General features: G+C 37.5%; 24 protein-coding genes and 1 pseudogene. 6 read left to right on the top strand and 19 right to left on the bottom strand.

The annotated features are described in order from the left end of the window. Positions 1-120: 120 nt before the first annotated feature. The 3 genes from KDK67_RS02945 to KDK67_RS02935 all read right to left on the bottom strand — a co-directional run bounded on the left by KDK67_RS02945 (position 121) and on the right by KDK67_RS02935 (position 1,945). Complete coding sequence (locus tag KDK67_RS02945; RefSeq protein ID WP_250867348.1) at positions 121-297, bottom strand: hypothetical protein; 177 nt, start codon at positions 295-297, stop codon at positions 121-123. Positions 298-383: 86 nt separating this feature from the next. Then, positions 384-1,082, bottom strand: coding sequence for a LolA family protein (locus KDK67_RS02940; RefSeq protein ID WP_250867347.1), 699 nt, complete (start codon positions 1,080-1,082; stop codon positions 384-386). A gap of 155 nt (positions 1,083-1,237) precedes the next feature. Continuing rightward, the gene (locus tag KDK67_RS02935; RefSeq protein WP_250867346.1) at positions 1,238-1,945 is read right to left on the bottom strand and encodes a halocin C8-like domain-containing protein; all 708 of its coding nucleotides are present in this window, start codon (positions 1,943-1,945) and stop codon (positions 1,238-1,240) included. Positions 1,946-2,872: 927 nt separating this feature from the next. On the opposite strand from KDK67_RS02935, the gene KDK67_RS02930 reads away from it, so the two are divergent. Then, complete coding sequence (locus tag KDK67_RS02930) at positions 2,873-3,637, top strand: UbiA family prenyltransferase (protein WP_250867345.1); 765 nt, start codon at positions 2,873-2,875, stop codon at positions 3,635-3,637. Here the strand turns inward: KDK67_RS02930 and KDK67_RS02925 are convergent. From KDK67_RS02925 to KDK67_RS02905, 5 genes are all read right to left on the bottom strand, one after another. Next, the gene (locus KDK67_RS02925; RefSeq protein ID WP_250867344.1) at positions 3,626-4,303 is read right to left on the bottom strand and encodes a winged helix-turn-helix transcriptional regulator; all 678 of its coding nucleotides are present in this window, start codon (positions 4,301-4,303) and stop codon (positions 3,626-3,628) included. The two genes, KDK67_RS02930 and KDK67_RS02925, sit on opposite strands and share 12 nt — an antisense overlap. 99 nt (positions 4,304-4,402) lie before the next feature. Then, entirely contained in the window at positions 4,403-4,750 is a 348-nt protein-coding gene (locus tag KDK67_RS02920) for a hypothetical protein (protein ID WP_250867343.1), read from the bottom strand. Then, complete coding sequence (locus KDK67_RS02915; protein WP_338101226.1) at positions 4,747-5,046, bottom strand: potassium channel family protein; 300 nt, start codon at positions 5,044-5,046, stop codon at positions 4,747-4,749. The genes KDK67_RS02920 and KDK67_RS02915 overlap by 4 nt, the downstream gene beginning before the upstream one ends. Positions 5,047-5,128: 82 nt before the next feature. Beyond that, complete coding sequence (locus tag KDK67_RS02910) at positions 5,129-5,497, bottom strand: DUF4064 domain-containing protein (RefSeq protein ID WP_250867341.1); 369 nt, start codon at positions 5,495-5,497, stop codon at positions 5,129-5,131. Then, a complete protein-coding gene (locus KDK67_RS02905; protein ID WP_250867340.1) occupies positions 5,494-5,745 on the bottom strand; it encodes a PLDc N-terminal domain-containing protein in 252 nt (83 codons plus the stop codon). The genes KDK67_RS02910 and KDK67_RS02905 overlap by 4 nt, the downstream gene beginning before the upstream one ends. A gap of 293 nt (positions 5,746-6,038) precedes the next feature. Between KDK67_RS02905 and KDK67_RS02900 the strand changes: the two genes are divergently transcribed. From KDK67_RS02900 to KDK67_RS02885, 4 genes are all read left to right on the top strand, one after another. Continuing rightward, positions 6,039-6,485, top strand: a complete 447-nt coding sequence (locus KDK67_RS02900; protein WP_250867339.1) for a hypothetical protein — start codon at positions 6,039-6,041, stop codon at positions 6,483-6,485. Then, entirely contained in the window at positions 6,482-6,853 is a 372-nt protein-coding gene (locus KDK67_RS02895) for a DUF1673 family protein (protein WP_250867338.1), read from the top strand. The genes KDK67_RS02900 and KDK67_RS02895 overlap by 4 nt, the downstream gene beginning before the upstream one ends. 114 nt (positions 6,854-6,967) lie before the next feature. Beyond that, the gene (locus KDK67_RS02890) at positions 6,968-7,576 is read left to right on the top strand and encodes a DUF1673 domain-containing protein (RefSeq protein ID WP_250867337.1); all 609 of its coding nucleotides are present in this window, start codon (positions 6,968-6,970) and stop codon (positions 7,574-7,576) included. A 140-nt stretch (positions 7,577-7,716) separates the two neighbouring features. Then, on the top strand, positions 7,717-8,289 hold the full coding sequence (locus KDK67_RS02885; RefSeq protein WP_250867336.1) for a hypothetical protein: 573 nt from the start codon (positions 7,717-7,719) through the stop codon (positions 8,287-8,289). A gap of 426 nt (positions 8,290-8,715) precedes the next feature. On the opposite strand, the gene KDK67_RS02880 is transcribed toward KDK67_RS02885, so the two are convergent. The 3 genes from KDK67_RS02880 to KDK67_RS02870 form a co-directional block, all read right to left on the bottom strand. Further along, positions 8,716-8,868 (bottom strand): hypothetical protein, encoded by a 153-nt coding sequence (locus KDK67_RS02880; RefSeq protein WP_250867335.1) that lies wholly within the window; start codon positions 8,866-8,868, stop codon positions 8,716-8,718. Continuing rightward, the gene (locus KDK67_RS02875; protein WP_250867334.1) at positions 8,865-10,046 is read right to left on the bottom strand and encodes a right-handed parallel beta-helix repeat-containing protein; all 1,182 of its coding nucleotides are present in this window, start codon (positions 10,044-10,046) and stop codon (positions 8,865-8,867) included. The genes KDK67_RS02880 and KDK67_RS02875 overlap by 4 nt, the downstream gene beginning before the upstream one ends. A gap of 62 nt (positions 10,047-10,108) precedes the next feature. After that, on the bottom strand, positions 10,109-11,407 hold the full coding sequence (locus KDK67_RS02870) for a M12 family metallo-peptidase (RefSeq protein ID WP_250867333.1): 1,299 nt from the start codon (positions 11,405-11,407) through the stop codon (positions 10,109-10,111). A gap of 792 nt (positions 11,408-12,199) precedes the next feature. Here KDK67_RS02870 and KDK67_RS02865 point away from each other — a divergent pair. Next, entirely contained in the window at positions 12,200-12,994 is a 795-nt protein-coding gene (locus KDK67_RS02865; protein ID WP_250867332.1) for a UbiA family prenyltransferase, read from the top strand. On the opposite strand, the gene KDK67_RS02860 is transcribed toward KDK67_RS02865, so the two are convergent. The 8 genes and pseudogenes from KDK67_RS02860 to KDK67_RS02825 form a co-directional block, all read right to left on the bottom strand. Beyond that, positions 12,983-13,660 carry a winged helix-turn-helix transcriptional regulator gene (locus KDK67_RS02860; RefSeq protein WP_250867331.1) on the bottom strand — a complete coding sequence of 226 codons (678 nt, stop codon included), beginning with the start codon at positions 13,658-13,660 and terminating at the stop codon, positions 12,983-12,985. The two genes, KDK67_RS02865 and KDK67_RS02860, sit on opposite strands and share 12 nt — an antisense overlap. Positions 13,661-13,832: 172 nt before the next feature. After that, positions 13,833-14,816 (bottom strand): ABC transporter ATP-binding protein, encoded by a 984-nt coding sequence (locus KDK67_RS02855; protein WP_250867330.1) that lies wholly within the window; start codon positions 14,814-14,816, stop codon positions 13,833-13,835. Between the two features lie 6 nt (positions 14,817-14,822). Continuing rightward, positions 14,823-16,028 (bottom strand): COG1470 family protein, encoded by a 1,206-nt coding sequence (locus KDK67_RS02850; RefSeq protein ID WP_250867329.1) that lies wholly within the window; start codon positions 16,026-16,028, stop codon positions 14,823-14,825. Positions 16,029-16,039: 11 nt separating this feature from the next. Then, positions 16,040-16,912 carry an ABC transporter permease gene (locus KDK67_RS02845; protein ID WP_250867328.1) on the bottom strand — a complete coding sequence of 291 codons (873 nt, stop codon included), beginning with the start codon at positions 16,910-16,912 and terminating at the stop codon, positions 16,040-16,042. A 5-nt stretch (positions 16,913-16,917) separates the two neighbouring features. Then, positions 16,918-17,796, bottom strand: a complete 879-nt coding sequence (locus tag KDK67_RS02840; protein ID WP_250867327.1) for an ABC transporter permease — start codon at positions 17,794-17,796, stop codon at positions 16,918-16,920. A 38-nt stretch (positions 17,797-17,834) separates the two neighbouring features. Then, complete coding sequence (locus KDK67_RS02835; RefSeq protein ID WP_250867326.1) at positions 17,835-19,415, bottom strand: TolB family protein; 1,581 nt, start codon at positions 19,413-19,415, stop codon at positions 17,835-17,837. Positions 19,416-19,527: 112 nt separating this feature from the next. After that, on the bottom strand, positions 19,528-19,884 hold the full coding sequence (locus tag KDK67_RS02830; RefSeq protein WP_250867325.1) for a hypothetical protein: 357 nt from the start codon (positions 19,882-19,884) through the stop codon (positions 19,528-19,530). 600 nt (positions 19,885-20,484) lie between these two features. Beyond that, positions 20,485-20,629 (bottom strand): annotated as a pseudogene (locus KDK67_RS02825) (IS1 family transposase); the annotation flags it as partial.

Genomic DNA, 20,629 nt, shown 5'->3' with positions numbered 1-20,629 from the left:
GTCTCGACACTCTTTGCAGCGAATATATACAAAAATAATAAAGTTGAGGCGAATTTAAATATCATACAAATACTGTCATATTATTTGATTTTAACAGGATATATTCATAAATGCATCTAATCAATTGGTTTTCTTTACCCTTCTTATGAGCTCCATCCCTGTAATGAACCCAATTCCAATGAGAAATCCATTAAATATTCCATTCATTAAATCATGAGACAAGTATCCTAGTAATGTGCCTGTAATAAGGGCTGCAATGAACTGAAAAAATCGTTCTTTCATTAGAGATTTATTCATGTTTATCCTTCCTATTGCCTTTTTTTTGTTTTTAATCTATTGAATTTAAGAACTTATTCTTTTTCAAGCTTAATTATTCAGGAGATTTATTCCTCCTCCCCCAAAACCAGCATTTTTGCGCTTGTTGGAACTTCAAATTTAAATTCAGAATCTGGGATTCCTGTGTTAACTTTAAGTTCTCGAATTTCTAATTTCATTGTTAGATTTCCATTGGACTTATAAATCTCATACTTAAGAGGCATCCATGTTTCTTGATCTACCCAGATTTTTGTTTTGTATGGTAACTCGGAATATCCATCCATTTTTTCTGGAGTTGTTTCCAACAGATAAGTAGTTCTTCCATCTATGTTTTCCTCACCAAGTAATGTTACGCTTGTATCATTCAGAAATTTATCTATAATGTTGGCATAGTCATTTTTCATATGTTCGGGTATATTGGAAATTGCGATTTTTGTGACCGTGTTGGTATCTGGAAAGTATGTCCACATAAATTCCCCATCTAAAATTCTGATGTTTTGATTTTGTTTACCGGGCTTTGTTGCAGTACTTATAAGCATATTTGGCCTTTTGAACATAGTTTTATATTCAATTTCTTCAGTTTTTTGTTCGATATAGGAGGTCATGTGCATTGTATATGAATAATCTTGAATGCTGTTCTTTTTATCCAGTATCTGGGATGTAATTTCTTCTGCACTTAAGTTTTCCTCCATGCATCCTGAGACAAATAAGGCTATAGCTATGGAAGCCAGCACGAGTATTAATCTAAAATTTTTCGTTGTTATCATACACGAATCCTTCCTTAAAATTTGAGTTTAAAATATAATTCATAAACCAATCAATGTGAGCACAAATCCACTGATTTTTTATCATGTATGGTACCTTAGTGAGGTTCGAATAATAAAAAAATAAAAAGGGATTTTTCATTCTAATCTTCTACATGTTAGCAGTAACCTAGGAGTACGCATGCAGCCTCTGCTCCATAATCACATCCATGCTCATCTATGAAACCGCATAGAGCAGTTGCAACTACTACACATGCAATTCCACCGACACCGGTTGTAAGTCCTGCTATTGTGCATAATACGGCCATGGAGATGGCACATCCATATACACATACAATACCGTATAACGTTTTACATCCGCTGCATTCGGCTGAACTAGTTGTTATCTGATCTATCTGAATAAGAGGACTCGTGGAATCTACGGAAGCTATGGAAGCCATGGAAACTTTAGCTCCAGTACCAAATATGCTATCTACAGTAGCACTTTCAGTTTCTATACTATTTCCGTTTACAGTTAATAAGTCAACAGATGTTGGGAATTGGTCTTTGTCTCTATGGACAATCGTTGCTTGCATTTTGATAATTTCATTATCATTGTTCATTATAGCAATAATGGAGGCATCAGAATTATTTGTGCCTAGAAATGGTAATCCTACTCCCTCATAATAGGTATCTTCTACAGTTGTACTCAATCCCTGAGCATATTCTTGATTTAACTTGTACCCTTTTTTGTTCAATGTTTGTACTAATTTTTGTATATCATTGGATTTCAAAGCATTTTGTACGTGTATATCAACTGACTTAGAATCCAATGTTGTGATGTCTGAAAACATTCCGTAAGTATTTCCATCCGCAGATGCTTGCAAACAGCTTGTCCCACTAGGCACATGCCATAGCAGGTGTGACTGCAAACATACTCACAACCAACATTGCCATAAACAGCGCTGCCATTCTAATTCCTTTAGTTTTCATATCTTTTATCTCTCCAATTTAATTACAAAGACAAAGCTATGCTTATATAATGTAAATGACAAACTAGCCTTGCCTTTGGGCTAATGTGGAGTTCTGGTTGTTTACCAATTATCTTAACTCCACATTATAATTTACATTGTACAAGTTCTATTAATACTTAGTGGTAATTATTTGTAAATATGGACTCGTATTTCAGATAAAACTTATATTAATCATAATTTCGAGTTACTTTACATGTTAATTGTATATAAAATAACGAAATTCAATCTTATTGTAATAAAATCTAAAATTCTCTCTTGATTATGTATAAAATCGTGGATCGTAATTTGGAGTCCATAAGATTTCCCTCTCATACAAATACCATTTTTCCGGGAGCTGTAGCCATTGGTTGTATCATATTACAAATGCCGATCTATCCACATATTATCGGCATCGGGACAACCCTGGACAAATAGATGAAATCAATTATGTGAATAGGCTATTTGTCCAGAGTGATAAATGTGCAGGGATATGGACGAAAAAATACGATTTTCTTACACACCGACAATTAAGTGAAAAGCCTTGCAAATCTTCCTTTTTCTTTTCGGATCAACTCATTTCTTAGTTTAAACTGATTTTGTCTCTAAAATATATAGTTAAAGTTTTAGTTTTTTTAATTATAATATAATAAATATGAATATATAGTTCGTTTTTATCATTTAGTATGGAAAAATCTTAAATCTCTTTCAGTTCTGACATTATTTTGAGGTGTTAGAATAAATTATAAGAATCCATACATATCAGTTCTAAAATTAAAGGGAAGTATTGTAGATATTTCAGTAGTGGCAATAAACTGTGCCATACTGGGCATGTGGGATTATAGGGCCATTCTTGTAATTCTGGCAGGAACGATGATCCACAGCGGATGTGACATACTAAATGACATCTTTGATTTTGAAATTGACAAAATATGTAAACCAAATGGAGCTATTGCTTCCGGTCAGATGTCCATGAAAAAAGCATGGATTTATATGGCGCTGCTGTTTTTTGCAGCGCTTTTATTATCACTCAAGTTAAGCTTTATCTTGTTCTTATGTCTCTTGGCAGGTATCATTATTGGTGGGATAATGTATTCGCATCCGATGTTCAGATTTAAAGACATCCCTGGTATTGCAATGCTGGATATGGCGGTCTGCTTTGCTCTGGAATCAATTGGTCTCTGGAGTGTTTATTCACCGCTGTCCCCAGATAGCTTAATGGTTGCAGCCTATGTATTTGTACTGATATTTTCCCTCACCTTCATGAAGGATTTCAAGGATGTGGCCGGTGATATCAATTCGCTGCCCCTGAAGATTGGGATCCGCCGTGCAGCAATTGTTTGTAGTCTGCTGGTAGTACTTCCATTGATACCCTTATTGTATGCGGCCACAAAATATCATTACCTTTTTCTGGCTGCACTGATCTATGTAGTACTGATTGCAGGCTGTATCCAAATGCTACTGGATGATCCGGTAGCAAAAGGAAACAAGCTCAAAGATAGGATGATCATGGCATTGACCATGCCTAACTTTATGGTGTTACTGGTAAAAATGTTATCAATCTTCTGATGACAGGCCCTGTAATTTTTCCAGAGTACCGGAAGTTTCTTCCTTTTCCGGTATCTGGAAAAGTTCTTTTAGCTTTGTTACTGCTTTTTTGTCAATGAAGAACTCATTTACCGTCTTATATTTGTTCAGGAGCATACTTATTTTGATATCGGGGTACCTGTTGACAAGATAATTTTTACAATAGACTGCAGCGTCCTGATCTGATGTTGCCCTTCCGCTTATTACAGCCATGGTTTTATCGCCGAAACAATGATAGACATTCTGAAGGATGACGCATCCGGAAATAGTTGGAGTTACAACAATTTCCCCTGTGGTCGATGAATATTCATCAGCCATTATCACATGTTCTTTCTCGATCTCAAGCAATTGCTCCTCATCTTCAGCTTCTGCAAGTATGATGAATTCTGTTGCCAATCCTGCACGTTTCCAGTTAGGTACTATGGTATACCTGTCGATCAACCCTTCCTTTTGCATGTTGCGTGTATGATATGCAGCAGAGTTACCGTCTTTAAAATCCAGTATCTTTGCCAGCTCTGAATTGGTTATCTTGCTATTTTTCATCAACGTCAGCAGAATAAACATGTCAGTTTCATTCAGGTTTGAAACTTCAGATAACGTTTGAGCAATTCTTTTTATTCTTGTTTGATCAGTTTCATCGAGTGTCATTGCGATAAAATGAACTCGTTTAGATAAAAAGTTATCTTTATTTTCGAATTAAATGTCGATTTGATGCATGGGATCATTGTGAGTATTCTTGAATGCATGTTAAATAATGGACTTATCTGCAACAAAAACAAGTCCTAAACTCATGTTCTCTATCCGACTGGCCTTAATATAACGATCATCCACTCCGATCTTCTTTCCACTGTGCCATTTTCCAGAGATCCGGAGTTGATCATTTTTAGAAATAGTACATATTCCGGGATAAATAACGATCACTGCTTTACCATTGAGATCAGCGGAAAAGATACTTTCATATTTTCCATCGATACCACCAAATACAAGCAAAAAATATATGCCGATAAATGTGGTCGCCTTCTGACATATTTGTGAATGGGTTAGAGCTTGCGACTCGAATATATTTTGTTCGGAAGTGTATTTGTCTCGATTCATTTTTCCTCGGCTCTCCCTGAGATTGCTTTATAAAGTGAGTTGTAAATTTCGCCAATTACAATGACAATCGGTACGATTATAATACTTGATCCGAGTAGTGTAATGATTGAATGAACTGCTCTTCCAATACCTGTTTGCGGAACTATATCTCCATATCCTATAGCTGTAAGCGTTGTAATGGTCCAGTAGATACTATTTGGTATGCTGGCAAACCCGCCAGTTTTTCCTTCAATAAAGTACATCAGAACGCCTGATATTATTGTCAGGCATAGAAGCGCAAATAGGAATAAAACTATTTTTCAGAAACTTTCATGTAAAACGTGTGTAAAGGGACTTCTGTGCATTTGGTCAAACTCCACGAATTATTTCTCACATAATTTATTCACTGGTTCGAATTGCCATGATCCCGCCAATCGTAAGTAATAGTCCGGGGAGGATCCACATCCAGAAGAATAAAGCAATTCCAAGTATGCCGGATGCTAACATTAATTTACCACCCTTCTTCTTGTCTGTTTTAGCAACAATTCCTCCGGCAATTCCTATCAATCCCAATATTAGTGTTACTGTGCCAAATCCCATCATTACCACGAAAGGATCAGATATTCCGAAGACCTCAGAAGTGGCATACATCATGGTACTCCCGTCTGGCCAGATATTGATTATGGCTACATAAAATATGAAGGCTGATATGATGACTCCAATAGAGCCACCGGCGATTCCAAATATTGTTTCAGTTTTTTTGCTCATAATATTTTCATCCTGTTATCCTGCATCCTGACCAGAAAATAATACATTATTGCACCTATGAAATTCAGGACTATTAGCACAACCGACCAGATCAATTTTTCATGCTCTCCTGTGCGGGGAAAATCCTCTGTGTTCCTTTGTAGACAGTCACATAACATGAATATCCAGAAAAGAATGGCTATCGCGATAATTCCCCACAATAGCTGTCCCACATAGAATGTAAAAACAAGTGTAGTAAAGAATATCATAAGTCCGGTGAATGTCCATTCTGATCTTATTTTATTAATTGCATCACTTCAGTTTAATGTTGTTATCTCAATCAAATATATTTAATATGACGAACAGTTAAAAGAATTCAAAGTTATATTAATTTTATGGCCATATCATCAAACTGTATTTTTTAGTTTAACTATATATTTAATATATTAGCATTAAATTGTTTAATTTAAACAAATAAATTAGGTATTATTAAGATTTAATTTTAATACTAAAGTAATATTATGTAAAAAGATATATATAGTAAACCTGCACATGTTGACATATGTTCCTTCCAACAGGAGAAAAGCAGTTCGAGTTCTGGATACTACGAAGGAGTGGTCTTCCCAACATCAACATCGCACACTCGTTCAACATCTCCCGGCAGGCGGTATCCAGAGCACTCATAAAAATGGACAATCGCATCGAAAAAACACTTCTTGAAATGGCGCAGGCAAACCAGATCGAAGTGGAGAATTTGAATATTGAGCGTGGTATATTGTTCGGGCACTCAGTACCCCTGAATGTTAATGTTTTGATTTTTATATCTGAAAAATACGGTATGCAGGTATGGTATGAACATGAAGGTGATTGTGGTGAGTGCAACAGGTATAAAGAGTGTATGGAGTTGCTCTGGGATTTTGCAGATGAGATGCAGATCAAACTGAAGCAGACAGATGATCCTACAAAACTGGCAGAGGAACTGTTTGAAAAGTTGAGGGGGTTGTTATGACAATAAATGTGACAGAAACTATACGGAAAGTCATGGGCTGGTGTCCCAATGAAACTGCGGGGAGATTAAACTCATCTCAGCAGATTGATTTTGCAAACACTTCACTAAAACCTTCAGGAATAAGGGGGAGCCAAGAACAAATGAATTCAGAACAACAAAGAAGAACAGTTATTTTTTCATTAGTTGCACTTTCTATTCTAATAATATATAATTTAAGTTCCCTTTTAGGAAGTGAATTATACTTAATGCAGGCGAATCGGATCACTGTAGGCACACTCGGTCTTGCAATAATATGGATATTCACTATGTTGAAACTCAGGAGGCTTAAACGCGAAAAAGCCCATCGTGAAAATAATTGTTCAATCTGAGTATGCAATATCTAATGCAAACGATTTTGCAGATGAAATGAAGATCAAACTCGAACAGACGGACGATCCAACAAAATTGACAGGGGTACTGTTTGAAATATTGGGGAAGTTAGTATGACAATAAATGTGGTAGAGACTATACGTAAAGTCATGGGTTGGTGTCCGAATGTGGGTGCTATGGAAGCCAGAAAAGCAGTGCAAGTCGATGACCTTGTAGTAAATGCATCTGATAAAGGTGGGGAACCAAATCATACGACCATGACATGGTGGAATAAATATCGCAACTTGATTTTAATAATATCAATTCTTGGCACCATCAGTCCCATAAATATGTTTATTTCGTGGGGAGGAAGGAACATGAGTATTTTTTTGGCAGGAACTTTTTTAGGGATATTGATAAGCACGATTACATGGAAAACAACCTGGCATTCACTGGACAGGATAGCAATTCGCACACCCCGTAAAGCTGCCACAAAACTCTTTATAAAACGGATAGTTGTTTTTGGTATCATTATTTTCATATATGTGGCTGCAATCGCCCATTTTAAGTCAATTTACGGATTAAGAAGTGTCGTTTCATTTCTTGGTGGATGCGGCATGTCCCTGCTGTGGTCACATTACATGCAGATTGTACAATGGGAAAGGAAAAACCAGAAGACACTGGTTAAGTCGGGGTATGTTACGCCAATTGTTGTAGTATCGAATGAGGGGGACACGGAATGACAACAGTTATTGAATATATTAATAGAATGATGGGCTGGTGTCCGATGCAAAACTGGCAAATTGCATAGAAACAATGTTCATCACATGGTCGGTGTACCAACGCCCATCCAATTCGATCAAATAGTGCTCCAGTAAGGAATATGAGTGTGCCTCTGCAGATGATCGATTGGCGTATCTTAGCAATTCTCATTGGTCTTTCTCTATTGTTCCTGATCTTCTCACTTCCTGACCACTTAAATAGGACGCCTACAACCTATCTTCTCGAAGTTCTAATTGCTACGGCACTGATAGCAGCATTTTTCCTGTTTGAGTACAACAAAATAACCATTGATCTTGAAATGCTGTTGATAAAAGTCCCTCTTTTCAAATCCTTAAAAATTCCATTGGGAGATGTGGAATCTGCAACAATTGTTGACAATACTATGTATAAACTGAAAAAGTTGTACTATATTTTAGTTGTTGTTGTATTTGTGTTTTTATTTATTAAAATAACAAAAGATTATGCTAGGCTTAGTTCAATGGGATTTGCCGATGGTCCAAATATAGCCATTATTGCTATTACATATTTTTTATTCACATTTATTTTTTATAGATGGTACCGAAGGTCACGTTATCCTGAATCTATCAAAATCCATGCTGAAAACAAAGATATCACGTTATTCCCCCGCAATAGTGCTGAGTTTCATCTTCTTAAGGATAAATTGATGAGATAATCAATAGTTCTGTACAAAAGTGACCATATCATTCAACAGAAACAGGACAGCTTGCTTTTGAAATAAAAATGAGCGGTGAAAATAGAGATAATATCCAAAATCTGATAAAGTATATTCACTTGCCTGTAAAAAGATTGTATATAGACCACAGCACTACTATGGATATAATTGCATATGTAGCAGTAAAACCTTTTAATTTGTCGGATTCAACCACCTTCCTTTTCAAATATAAATAAATTATTAATGCTGTTACATAACCTCCGGCCAGAACTGCGTAGTAGCTAATTTCTGTATTCGTTAAAAAGATCGCTATAGTTCCAGTTAATCATATTAAAAAGCCAACAGAGATACTCTTTATACTTACTTTATCCTCGATTTTCTTCTTTTTGTCAATTACATTCCCAGCGATGAAATAATGTCCCGCAATTAGAAATAGGGGTAGAAGACCAATTGTTGCCCAGTTACTTCATATTTTATATTTCCTAAACCTACTATCAGGATTGCAAATGCCCATATGTAATAAATTACTCCACCAACAAGGACTCCAATTATTTCCTCAATTTTGAACTTTGATTTCATTTTATTCTCCTGCACAAATACGCAATCAAAAACACAGCAATTACCATTGCTAAACCCGGGAATGGCACCTCCTGACCAGGGGAAGGTACAGTTTCATTTTTGCTGTCATTAATCTGGATGTCCTCAGATGGGCTGGGTTCTTCAGTAACAATTGTGTTGCTTTCCGGTTCAACAATAAATAAGTCTGTGTTGTTATTGGAAATTGCAATATTGCCGATCAGAACATTATTCCTGCTATACTTCCCAATGTAAATGTCAGAGGGTCCCCTGTTTTCCGAGGCATTGTTGTTAATCAGTTTGTTGTTCAGACAACGGTACAGGTAAATACCGGAATTCCCGTTTGAGTTCGCGGTGTTATTTATTATCAGATTATCATTGCTGATTACAAAGTAAATTCCATTGCGTCCATTTGAATTTGCAGTATTGTTAATAATTGTGGTGTTATCGGATCGGGCTACGTAAATTCCTTCGCCGTTACTTAGTACAACATTGTTGTTAATCGTACAGTTATCACCGCTGTCTACTGAAATCCCCTCTCCATTATTTGTAACGGTATTGTTGCTTAATTCATTGTTGGGACACGTTTCCCATAGAAGGATGCCATAATTCTTATTCGACTTTACGTTGTTATCTTCAAAGATATTATTTTTGGAGTTCCATAACCAGATACCCATTAATCTGTTATTATTTACACTGTTATTAATGATCGTATTATTCCGGGAATCCATCAGGAAAATTCCCAGATTGTTTAGTGTGATCGTGTTGTTCGTTATGGTAAGCCCGTATCCACCTTCAAAATATATCCCGGCTTTATCCTGCCCATATTCATCGGTTTTTGCACTTGTTATCTTGAATCCACTTATGGTTACGTTATTTGCATTGATGTCAAAAACATCGTCCTTTGTACTGGCAGCACGAACAACCGTATTTTCAGGATTTCCAAATTTCGACATGATTGTTAATTCTTTATTCACATTCACGTTTTCCACGTATTCACCTGGTGAAACAAGAATTATGTCGCCTGCTGTTGCGTTATTTATGGCATCCTGTATGGATTTGTAATCCGCATCCATATTGTCGTTAACTGTGATAATGGCTGCAATTGCTGGATTTGTAGCCAGTAGTGAAATGACAAAAAATACTATCATGAAGCTTATGATTTGAGATTGTAGTTTCATACGAAATCCCCTTTAACATTAAATAAAAAATGACGACCATATGATCGCCATATTGCTTAAAATCATCCAGTCCTGAATCCCTGGAGAGTGTCTTTTGTAACCATTATGTGGTTACCTATGTTGTTACAGGTGTCATTACCATGACCTCCTGTTCCATTATAGGAGAACTCAAGCTGCATATAGTCAGGATAAAACATCATTGTACTCATGTATGGTGTCCACATAACAGTATAATATGTTTTGTTATCTGTGGTATTCCACTTGAATGCTTCATCGTGTCTTGCTCCAAAATTGTGTCCAAGTTCATGTGCCGTAAGAATAGCCCTATCATCAGGATTTGCCTGATACCTTGAGTTTGTACCTGCTGCAACCATCTGTACAGCACTGTACGCTGCGTCAGAACTTCCATTGTATGTTTGTGAAAGGCCTATCCAGTTTCCAGTACATTCTTTTCCTGTAAACATGATTACAAGATCACTATCTGTTCTCTCTCTTTCACTATCCAAGTTATCTTTAGAATAGTCCAGGATATCGGAAATGTTGCCACTAGGGGTATTACTTAGATACTTGAATCCGTTTATGTTAAATTGAGCATCTGCGGGATCATAGATATCATTAACATCGTCTATAAGACGATCAATTCTTGTTTCAGGACTTGGATAAGTAGTCTGGAATTCAGTGTCGTATCCAGTTTGTAGATCAATAGTTGCCAGACTCAGGGTACTCATAGTTGCAATCTGCATGCTTTCAGCAGTTAGTGGTGAATTAACCACAGTTTCAAGATCGCATGTTCCACAACCAGCAGGCTCAGCGGAATCAGCAAGACTACTCTGTTTTATTGCATCTTTATCGTAGACCACGTGGATGTATTTACCATTGTACACATTGTTTGTTTCTTCAATGAAGTATGTCTTTTCATCAATCACAATCTTTCCAATGATTATAACATCATCCACTGTGAACTTGACACTGCTATCTTCTTTACCTACAACTTTCCCTTCATACGTACAGATTTCGGGTGCGTCCATGATCTGGATTCCCTTTTCATCTTCTACTATGATCTTGGCCCCTTCACTTACTGAAGGTCTTTTGTTCAGTTCAATGTCAAGGTCTTGTCCTATTATCTTTATATTCACATAACCATCTTCAGCGTCTTTTTTAAAGACTGCCGGGTTTACGGTAACGGTGTCAAAATAGGCCAACGTGTCAGCAAACCCTACTGACCTTTTGTCGACAGTTACTGCTTCTAAGATAGCCGAATCATCACTTTTTGCAAACGTTGCTCCAGATGCAAATGCAATGCTTAAGACTAGCACAGAAATAAGCAATGCACTTACCCCAAATCTTGTTCTATTTTCCATTTCTATAGCCTCATCGATTTATTTACTCCAGAGGCAAAGCTATGCTTATATAATGTAAACGGTAAACTAGCCTTGCCTTTGGGCTAATGTGGAGTTCTGGTTGGTTACCAATTATCTGAACTCCACATTATAAATTAAATTATACTGGTTCTATTTATAATTGGTGATTGTGATTTGCGAATATAGACTTTTTTTTAGACAAAAGAAGTATTTATCATAATATCGAGTCAATTCTTATGTTACTTGTATACTAAATAGCTATTTTGGTCTTATAATGCCAAAATATAAAAATCACTCTAGATTTGATGAAAAACCCTGAATAGTTATTTGAGCTTCAAACGATTTCCCTCTCATACAAATAGCGTTTTTCCGGGAGCTGTAGCCAGCGGTCACATCATATTACAAATGCCGATCTATCCAAATATTTTCGGCATCGGGTCAACCTTGGACAAATGAATGAAATCAATTATGTGAATAGGCTATTTGTCCAGAGTGATAAATGTGCAGGGATATGGAAGAAAAAATACGATTTTCTTACACACCGGCAATTAAGTGAAAAACCTTGCAAATCTTCCTTTTTCTTTTCGGATCAACTCATTACTTAGTTTAAAATGTATTTATCTCAATAAAATATAGTTAAAGTTTTAGATTTTTTAATTATAATGTAGTAAAAATGAATATCTACTTATTTTTAATCATTAAGTATGGAAAAATCTTAAATCACTTTCAGTTCTGACATATTTTTGAGGTGTTAGAATAAATTATAAGAATCCATACATATCAGTTCTAAAATTGAAGGGAAGTATTGTAGATATTTCAGTAGTGGCAATAAATTGTGCCATACTGGGCATGTGGGATTACAGGGCCATTCTTGTAATTCTGGCAGGAACGATGATTCACAGCGGATGTGATATACTAAATGACATCTTTGACTTTGAAATTGACAAAATATGTAAACCCAATGGAGCTATTGCTTCCGGGCAGATGTCCATGAAAAAAGCATGGGGTTATATGGCACTGCTGTTTTTTGCAGCACTTTTGATATCCCTTAAGTTGAGCTTTATCCTGTTCTTATGCCTCTTAGCAGGGATCATTATTGGTGGGGTAATGTACTCGCATCCGATGTTCCGATTCAAAGACATCCCCGGTATTGCAATGCTGGATATGGCGGTTTGCTTTGCTCTGGAATCAATTGGTCTTTGGAATGTTTATTCACCATTGACATCAGATGGCTTAATGGTTGCAGCTTACGTATTCGTGCTGATATTTTCCCTCACGTTCATGAAGGATTTCAAGGATGTAGCCGGTGATATCAATTCACTGCCCCTGAAACTTGGAATCCGGCGTGCAGCGATCGTCTGTAGCCTGCTGGCAGTACTTCCATTGATAGCCCTGTTATATGCGGCCACAAAATATCATTACCTTTTTCTGGCTGCACTGATTTATGTTTTACTGATTGCAGGCTGTATCCAAATACTACTGGATGATCCGGTAGCAAAAGGAAACAAGCTCAAAGACAGGATGATCATGGCATTGACCATACCAAATTTCATGGTGCTACTAGTAAAAATGTTATCAATATTCTGATGACAGACCTTGTAATTTTTCCAGAGTATCGGAAGTTTCTTCCTTTTCCGGTATCTGGAAAAGTTCTTTTAGTTTTGTTACTGCATTCATATCAATGAAGAACTCATCTACAGTCTTATATTTGTTCAGGAGCATACTTATCTTGATATCGGGGTACCTGTTGACAAGATAATTTTTACAATAGACTGCAGCGTCCTGATCTGATGTTGCCCTTCCGCTTATTACCGCCATGGTTTTATCGCCGAAACAATGATAGACATTCTGAAGGATGACGCATCCGGAAATAGTTGGAGTTACAACGATCTCCCCGGTGGTCGATGAATATTCATCAGCCATTATCACATGTTCTTTCTCGATCTCAAGCAATTGCTCCTCATCTTCAGCTTCTGCAAGTATGATGAATTCTGTTGCCAATCCTGCACGTTTCCAGTTAGGTACTATGGTATACCTGTCGATCAATCCTTCCTTTTGCATGTTGCGTGTATGGTATGCAGCAGAGTTACCGTCTTTGAAATCCAGTATCTTGGCCAGCTCTGAATTGGTTATCTTGCTATTCTTCATCAAAGTCAGCAGGATAAACATGTCAGTTTCATTCAGGTTTGAAACTTCGGATAATGTTTGAGCAATTTTTTTTATTCTGGTTTGATCAGTATCATTCAGTTTCATTACGATAAAATAAACTCGTTTAGATAAAAAGTTATCTTTATTTTCGAATTAAATGTAGATTTGATGCATGGATTCTTAATAATCCGTGTGAAATTATGGCTTTGTAGAAATACTCTACTATCTTTTTTGGATTTATGAAACTATTATCAAATTTTAGCTGAATCGTTATTTTTCAACTCTCTATCAGTTTCAGAAATACTTTCTGCAGATCCATCCGGTCTTCTTCGAATCTGGAAACTGTCCCGCCTAACAACTTGATGCTCTTTGCAATTTCAAAGCGCATCCCTGTATCCGCATGCACATGTAGCACACCATCTCTGATACGCGTTTCAAAGACACCATCGATCTCACTCAATTTTTCAACAGCATCCTGAAGAGATATATCCGATATTTCCAGAATATATTGCACTCCTTCTTTTTCTCTGACCATATCCTGCAACTCTTCTACGGTTCCCACAGCCAGCAGTTTACCTTTCTCAATCACCGCTATCCTGTTGCAGATCTCTTCCACCTCAGACATTGAATGAGAACTTAAGAAAACAGTCACATCATTTTCCCGACTGAGCTGTTTTATCAGACCACGCATCATTTGTGCCCCTTTTGGATCAATACCACTGGTAGGCTCATCCAGGAACAGAATCTCCGGCTCATTGATCAGTGCCTGAGCAAGTCCGAAGCGTTTACGCATACCTGTTGAGAAGCCACCTATTTTCTGGTCTATGGCACCATTAAGTCCTACCATATCCAGCAGTTCAACTATTCGCTTTTCCCGGATACCTGCTTCAATATTATACAACTTTGCATAAAATCTCAGATTCTGTCTGGCAGTGAGGTTATCATAAAATCCAGCCGGTTCCGGGAGTACGCCTGTAACCTTCCGAATATTGATAATCTCTCTCACAATGTCAAAACCTGCAACCTTCCCGATACCACCGGTTGGTTCCAATAATCCAATAAGCATTTTCATGGTCGTTGTTTTACCTGCACCATTAGGTCCCACGAAGCCAAAAACCTCCCCCTTTTTGACATCAAGTGAAAGTGAATCAACCGCTACAATCTCTCCCTGCTTGCCAAATTGTTTGGTGAGATTGCGGATTTCTAAAATATTTTCATTACCGGTTTTACTGCCACCGGATATATCCTGTGAATTTTCCATATGTATTTACCTCCTTCCGAATTTAGAAACAATGAAAACCAGCAAAAGGAGAGCTCCGATTATCATTCCAATACCGATGAAGCCACCACTACTTGATTTAACCACAGAGACTTCCACACGTTCGTCTTCACTTTCTGCCTCATCGCTTACAGCCCGCATCAGGATTTCTTTCGTGTCAGGACTAGCGTCCGCCCGCACTTTGATTTCCACCGGGATTTCCCGGGATTCACCCGGCTCCAGTTCATCTATGGCACCAAAACTTCTTACAAAAGTAGTGATTCCAGAAACACCCTGTATTTTTAGCTCGACATTATTGAGGGTTCTATCACCTGAATTTCGCAAATTAACCACAATTTCCCTAGAGGAGCCGGGGTTTAAGTTGATACTTTTCGATTCCGGGAATATTGTCAGCATCTTTTCTTCCTCGATTCCCCTGTTGATAGTAAGATCAAGTTGCTGGGAGACACCAATCTGGCTATTTTCCAAAGCAACGTCCACAATAACAGGGTAAGTACCATCACTTACATTTGTAGAAGGACGAACCTTTACAATGAAATTCTGTTTATCATTGGCTGCTATACTTGTTTTTGTGATCCTGTATTTTCCATTGCCTTCTTCTAAAAATTCAACATCCCAACTATCGGGTTTCTCAGCAACATTGATGCTGGCAGTCACACGATGATCGTAGTCATTCTCCAGAGTAACATAGAATTCCACCGGATCGTTTGGTCTTGTCTCCAGACCCGGCATATCCGAGTAAATATCAAGGTCTAAAACTGCCTCGCTGTCTACGTTGACCACAAACTCCTGTGAAATAGTATCACCATCATCCGGTTTGAAATCAGCCCATATGGCATATGCACCATTTGGAGTGTTTATCGGGGGTTTGACCCGGAGTGTTATTTTTTTTGAACTGTTTTTGTCTTCCGGAAAAGTTAAACCGGTTACCTGATCGCCATCATTGTAAAAACCTGCACTCCAGCCATCGCTTTTATCTTTAATAGAGAGAGAGCACCAGGCTTCATCGCTATTATTATGCCCTTTTTCGATGGTAATTGGAAATTCCACCGTGTCTCCGGGAAGAACAACCTTTCCGGTTATACTGGTAATTACTGTGACTGAAGACCAATCTGCACTTGCAGGAGGAAGAGTTAATAAAATGATGAGTATTAGAGCAATACCAAGTTTCTTAAAATTTTGTTTTATGAACATTATTTATCACTTCACAAAGTAATGTCTTTCCTCAGAAATGCAATGAAAGCTATAATGAACAATATAGCTGGAGTCACTACCAGTACTACAATATTCATTTTGAATTCGATTAGGCACTGGGTAAGGGTATATTCAGTATCAAAAATGCCTCCGATGACTGATCCGGCTGAATTAAATCCACCAAAACCCAAATCGATCCTGCCCACTACAGCCTCTGCAAAATGATGTATTGGAGCCATATTCAAAAGTTGTGTTATCAATACACTTTCGTTCGATATGTCCCCTGTCAATATAGCAATAGCAGTTTTGAGAATTGCACCAAATAGTATGCCAATAAAAAGCCATACAACAACATTATAGGTCAGCGAATCAGTGCCATCTTTTACCATTGTTGAAATGAGAACTGCAGCTCCCAAAAATATGGACACATAAAAAAATGTGAGAATGGTGAATACGAATATTCTTATAATCTCTGTATATCCGATTTCGACTCCATAAAAAATCAGCAGTGTTCCTATGGATACAAAAACTGAAAATATGATTATAGCAGCCAGTACCAGCATTGATCCGAGTAATTTTCCTGCAATAATATTGTCCCTGAATAGGGGATGAGTCAACAACACATTAAGTGATCCGGATTTCTGCTCTCTGACAACTGCATCAAATCCCAGCACTATACCGATCAATGGAGCGAACATGGCTATCATTTTGACATTAATACTACCCAGAAGCATTGAACTTTCCTGATGTACAAAAGAACCGGACATGTATGTAGAGGAGAATATTATTATGGTATATATTGCAAGCAGCACCAAAAAACCGGTATCCTGAAGATGATCAGCAACTTCTTTTTGTGCAATCACAAATACATTTCTACCTTTCATTCGAGTTACCCCATATTTTTAGTTATATCCTGACGCAAAAATGTTAAAAATGCCATTATTAATAAAAAAACAGGAGTGATAAACAAAACCAGAACATTTATCCAGAGTTCACCCCACCACTGCTCCAGCGTATATTCTGTATCAAATATCCCTCGCACGTTTGGTCTCTCACTTGAAATACCTAGCCAGCTTAAATCAGGGAGACCACTTACCGTCATAGCGTAGTGATGACCAGGTGACAATTTTTGAATATCTGCATTGACTTCTAAAAAATGATCGTTGTCATCGAGATCTAGGGGTTTATGCCCGGTTATAATAGAAGCAGTAGTAGTGAAAATCATACCAAATGCGATACACAATACAAGCCAGACCGCGATGTTGTATATTAGTGAATTTCTTGCATTTTTTGTGACAATCGAACTAAGAATACCAATTGCCATAAATATGGATAAATACAAATATGTAAGAATTGCAAAGATCAAAAACCGATTTAACATAAGTGAACTTAACTCAGCCCCTGATGTCACGAGCATTGTTCCTACTACGGCGATAATTGATACAAAGACAACCAATGCCAGTGTTATCATTGCTCCCAGTGTTTTCCCGGCAATTATGGTATCCCTGTAAAGTGGGTGTGTCAGAAGCACATTCAAAGACCCACTTTCCCGTTCTTTGCTCATCGCATCAAAACCAAGTGTAATTCCTATAAATGGCAGGAAAAGGGCAATAATTTGAGCAACATCAACAAATCGGCTGAATATGTCGTATTCTGCCTGTATTCCAAGCAGGTAGCTTTTTGAGAAAACAACAACAGTGAACGCCAGCATCAACATTATGAACTTCGAACTCCCCACATTGTCTGCAAATTCTTTTTGTGCTATCACAAACACATTTCGATTTGTTTCCATTATTGATCCTTCCGTTATTTTTTCATGTGCATACGGGCCAATGCAATCAATATTCCCATACATGCAGGAATTGCAGTAAACCCGGGTAATTTTGCAGGTTCTGTTTTAGTTTTTGTTTCCGAATGCTCAGTCATATCATTTTTGAGAATGCCCACTTTGGGCGTTGTAATGTTCATATCATTTCCACCAGTTGTGCGTATGTAGCTCCCTTGCTCATGCAGTCCGAAAATAATATTATCTACAGCAATGAAGCGTCCTGATGGATCCAAGCTGATCCTGCCGGAATTTGTGGATGGCAGTGCTATATCGCAGGTATCCTTTGTGCTGGTGTTCAGCACTGAGACTCTGTTATCTTTGACGAATAACATATCTGCATCTTTCCACGCGTGATATGCCACATTTTCTATTGTCAATCGATCTGTTCCGTTGAGCAGGGATAGATCATACGTTCTTGTATATGGAGGAATTCTGGAGCCGGGATTGGGACTGGTTGTTACAATATGACCATTCGGAGTCACCATTCCATCAAGATTCCCATTTCCTTCGATCAGCTTTTTCAGATCCCCAGTCATTGAGAGTGAGTATAAGGTGTATGAACCACCAGAACTTACTCTAATCAAGAACTTTTCATTGTCCGGATACCATTGTTTCATGCTCAAAAAACCAGAGTTGAAAGTTCTGATTTTGAGAGGTTTCTCCACAGCTTCGTCTTTAACGTACATGTCGTAACTAAGATCATTACCTTGCTTTGATGTTTTCAACTCATAGAATAATATTTTTTTACTATCAGGACTCCACTGCACTCCTCCTACGTTCTCTGCAGAGAAAATTGGGATTGTTTGTCTTTTTTCAATATCCAGAGTAATAACATCATGGTTATTTTTCAAAATTACAAGCTTCTTGCCATCAGGGGACCATTCCAGATTAGTTATATCAACGTTATCTCCCGGTATGCTAAAACTAACGTTATTATTTTCATCCAGATCATAAATGGTAATTTTCCCAGGTATGAATGCAGCTATTTTATTCTCATTTGGAGACCATTTGAAATTAGACGGATCGCTTTCTGATTCCACATTTGGATCCAGCTCTATTTTTTGAATGAAATTCAGATTATTCGACATGACAAAAAGATGCGCAGACTTAATTTGGTACCAATTTCCTTTTTCCAAATATAAGTACGAAAAATAGTCACCGGAGTGACTCCACATTGGTGCTGTAATTGCTCTTCCTTCCTCTCTGGAAGTTCTTTCTGTCCATGCAATACGTGTTAATTGGGAGCCGTCTTCATTTGCTGCATAGAGTGCATCTATTCCGCCTGGCTGATATTCACCTTTAGGATATGCACTGACAAATGTATCAATCAACATATGGTTACCATCGGGACTCCAGACTACGTCAAAAAACTGGTGGTTTCCGATATCAAGACGAGTGGTATCCACAAGACTTATGAGGTCTTTGCCTGCAGTCTGGTTTAAATCTGACACAATGGTTGCATTCGTTTCGTTTAGACTAGTGGTTGCAGAAACCGGTTGAAAGGATATGCAAACCAATGTAATTAGAACTAGTATTAATGTTATTTGATTTTTAAGCATTTGGCCCTCTATGTTTTGCGTTTCTTTGATCGATTTATTGTGGGACGTGGTAGAAAAATTGAAAACGATTGGGAATGACCCAATCATTCCTAAAACTTTTAATTGTGTCGGATTAGGTATTTATGCCTGCAACAAACTTATAGGAAAACTGAGTTCCGGGATAGATTTCAATGCGAGGCTGCGGAGATGCTCCCACGTTTGCGGTGTGATCATTGTTTGAACTGCTAACATGTGCTTCAATGTCACCCTCATAGTCATCATGTAGTTTCATATGCCCACCGTTCTGTACAAATGTGGCCTGTGCATCAATGTAAACATTATCACCAGTGGTTACACTGAATTGATACCAGTCATCTGCAGAAAAAGTGCCACTCCAAAAACCGAGTCTTCCCTCTGGAACAGTTATCGTATCTGCATTAGAATACGATGAACCACCAGATGCTGAAACCGTTCCAACAGCTAGTAACATGACTAACAACGAAATTCCAACTTTTCCAATTACTCCAGAGGCAAAGCTACGCTTATATAGTGTAAACTACAAACCTAACCTTGCCTATGGGCCAATGTGGAGTTCGGGTTGGTTACCATTTCTTCGAGCTCCACATTACAAATTACATTGGACTGATCTTATTTATAGTTGGTGACAACAATTTGCAAATGCAGGGTTTTATTTTAGATAAAGGAAGTATTTATCACAATATAGAGTCAATTCATATGTTAATTGTACACAAAAAAGCTATTTTTGACAATTTGGTACCAAAATAAGAAAAAAATCGTTCAATTTAATCGAAACCCTTGGATGGCGATTTGGACTTCATATGATTTCCCTCTCATGCAAATACCGTTTTTTCGGGAGCTGCATCCAGCGGTCGCATCATATTACAAATACCGATCTATCTACCTATTTTCGGCATCGGGTCAACACAATGCTTAGTTTAAACTGTCTTTGTCTCAACAAAATATAGTTAAAATTTTAGTTTTCATTATTATGATATAAAATAACGAAATCTAGGCTTTGTAGAAATCCTCAATATTCTGGCAATAATTCTAGTTAAAAAATATGACATTGTTAACTAAACATAGCTACCTCTTTATTTCTGTACTTCATCAAAAGAAGAACAGAGTACTTCAGCATTTCAAGACTCTTAGTATAACACTTTGACTTTCTTCTCAATCTTGCCAGAAAGTGCCTAATTATGCTGTTATATCCTTCA

The sequence above is a fragment of the Methanococcoides seepicolus genome (genome assembly GCF_023684405.1).
GTDB lineage: Archaea > Halobacteriota > Methanosarcinia > Methanosarcinales > Methanosarcinaceae > Methanococcoides > Methanococcoides seepicolus.
Note: the sequence above shows the minus strand (reverse complement) of the source record. Positions and strands in the feature narration are given on the sequence as shown.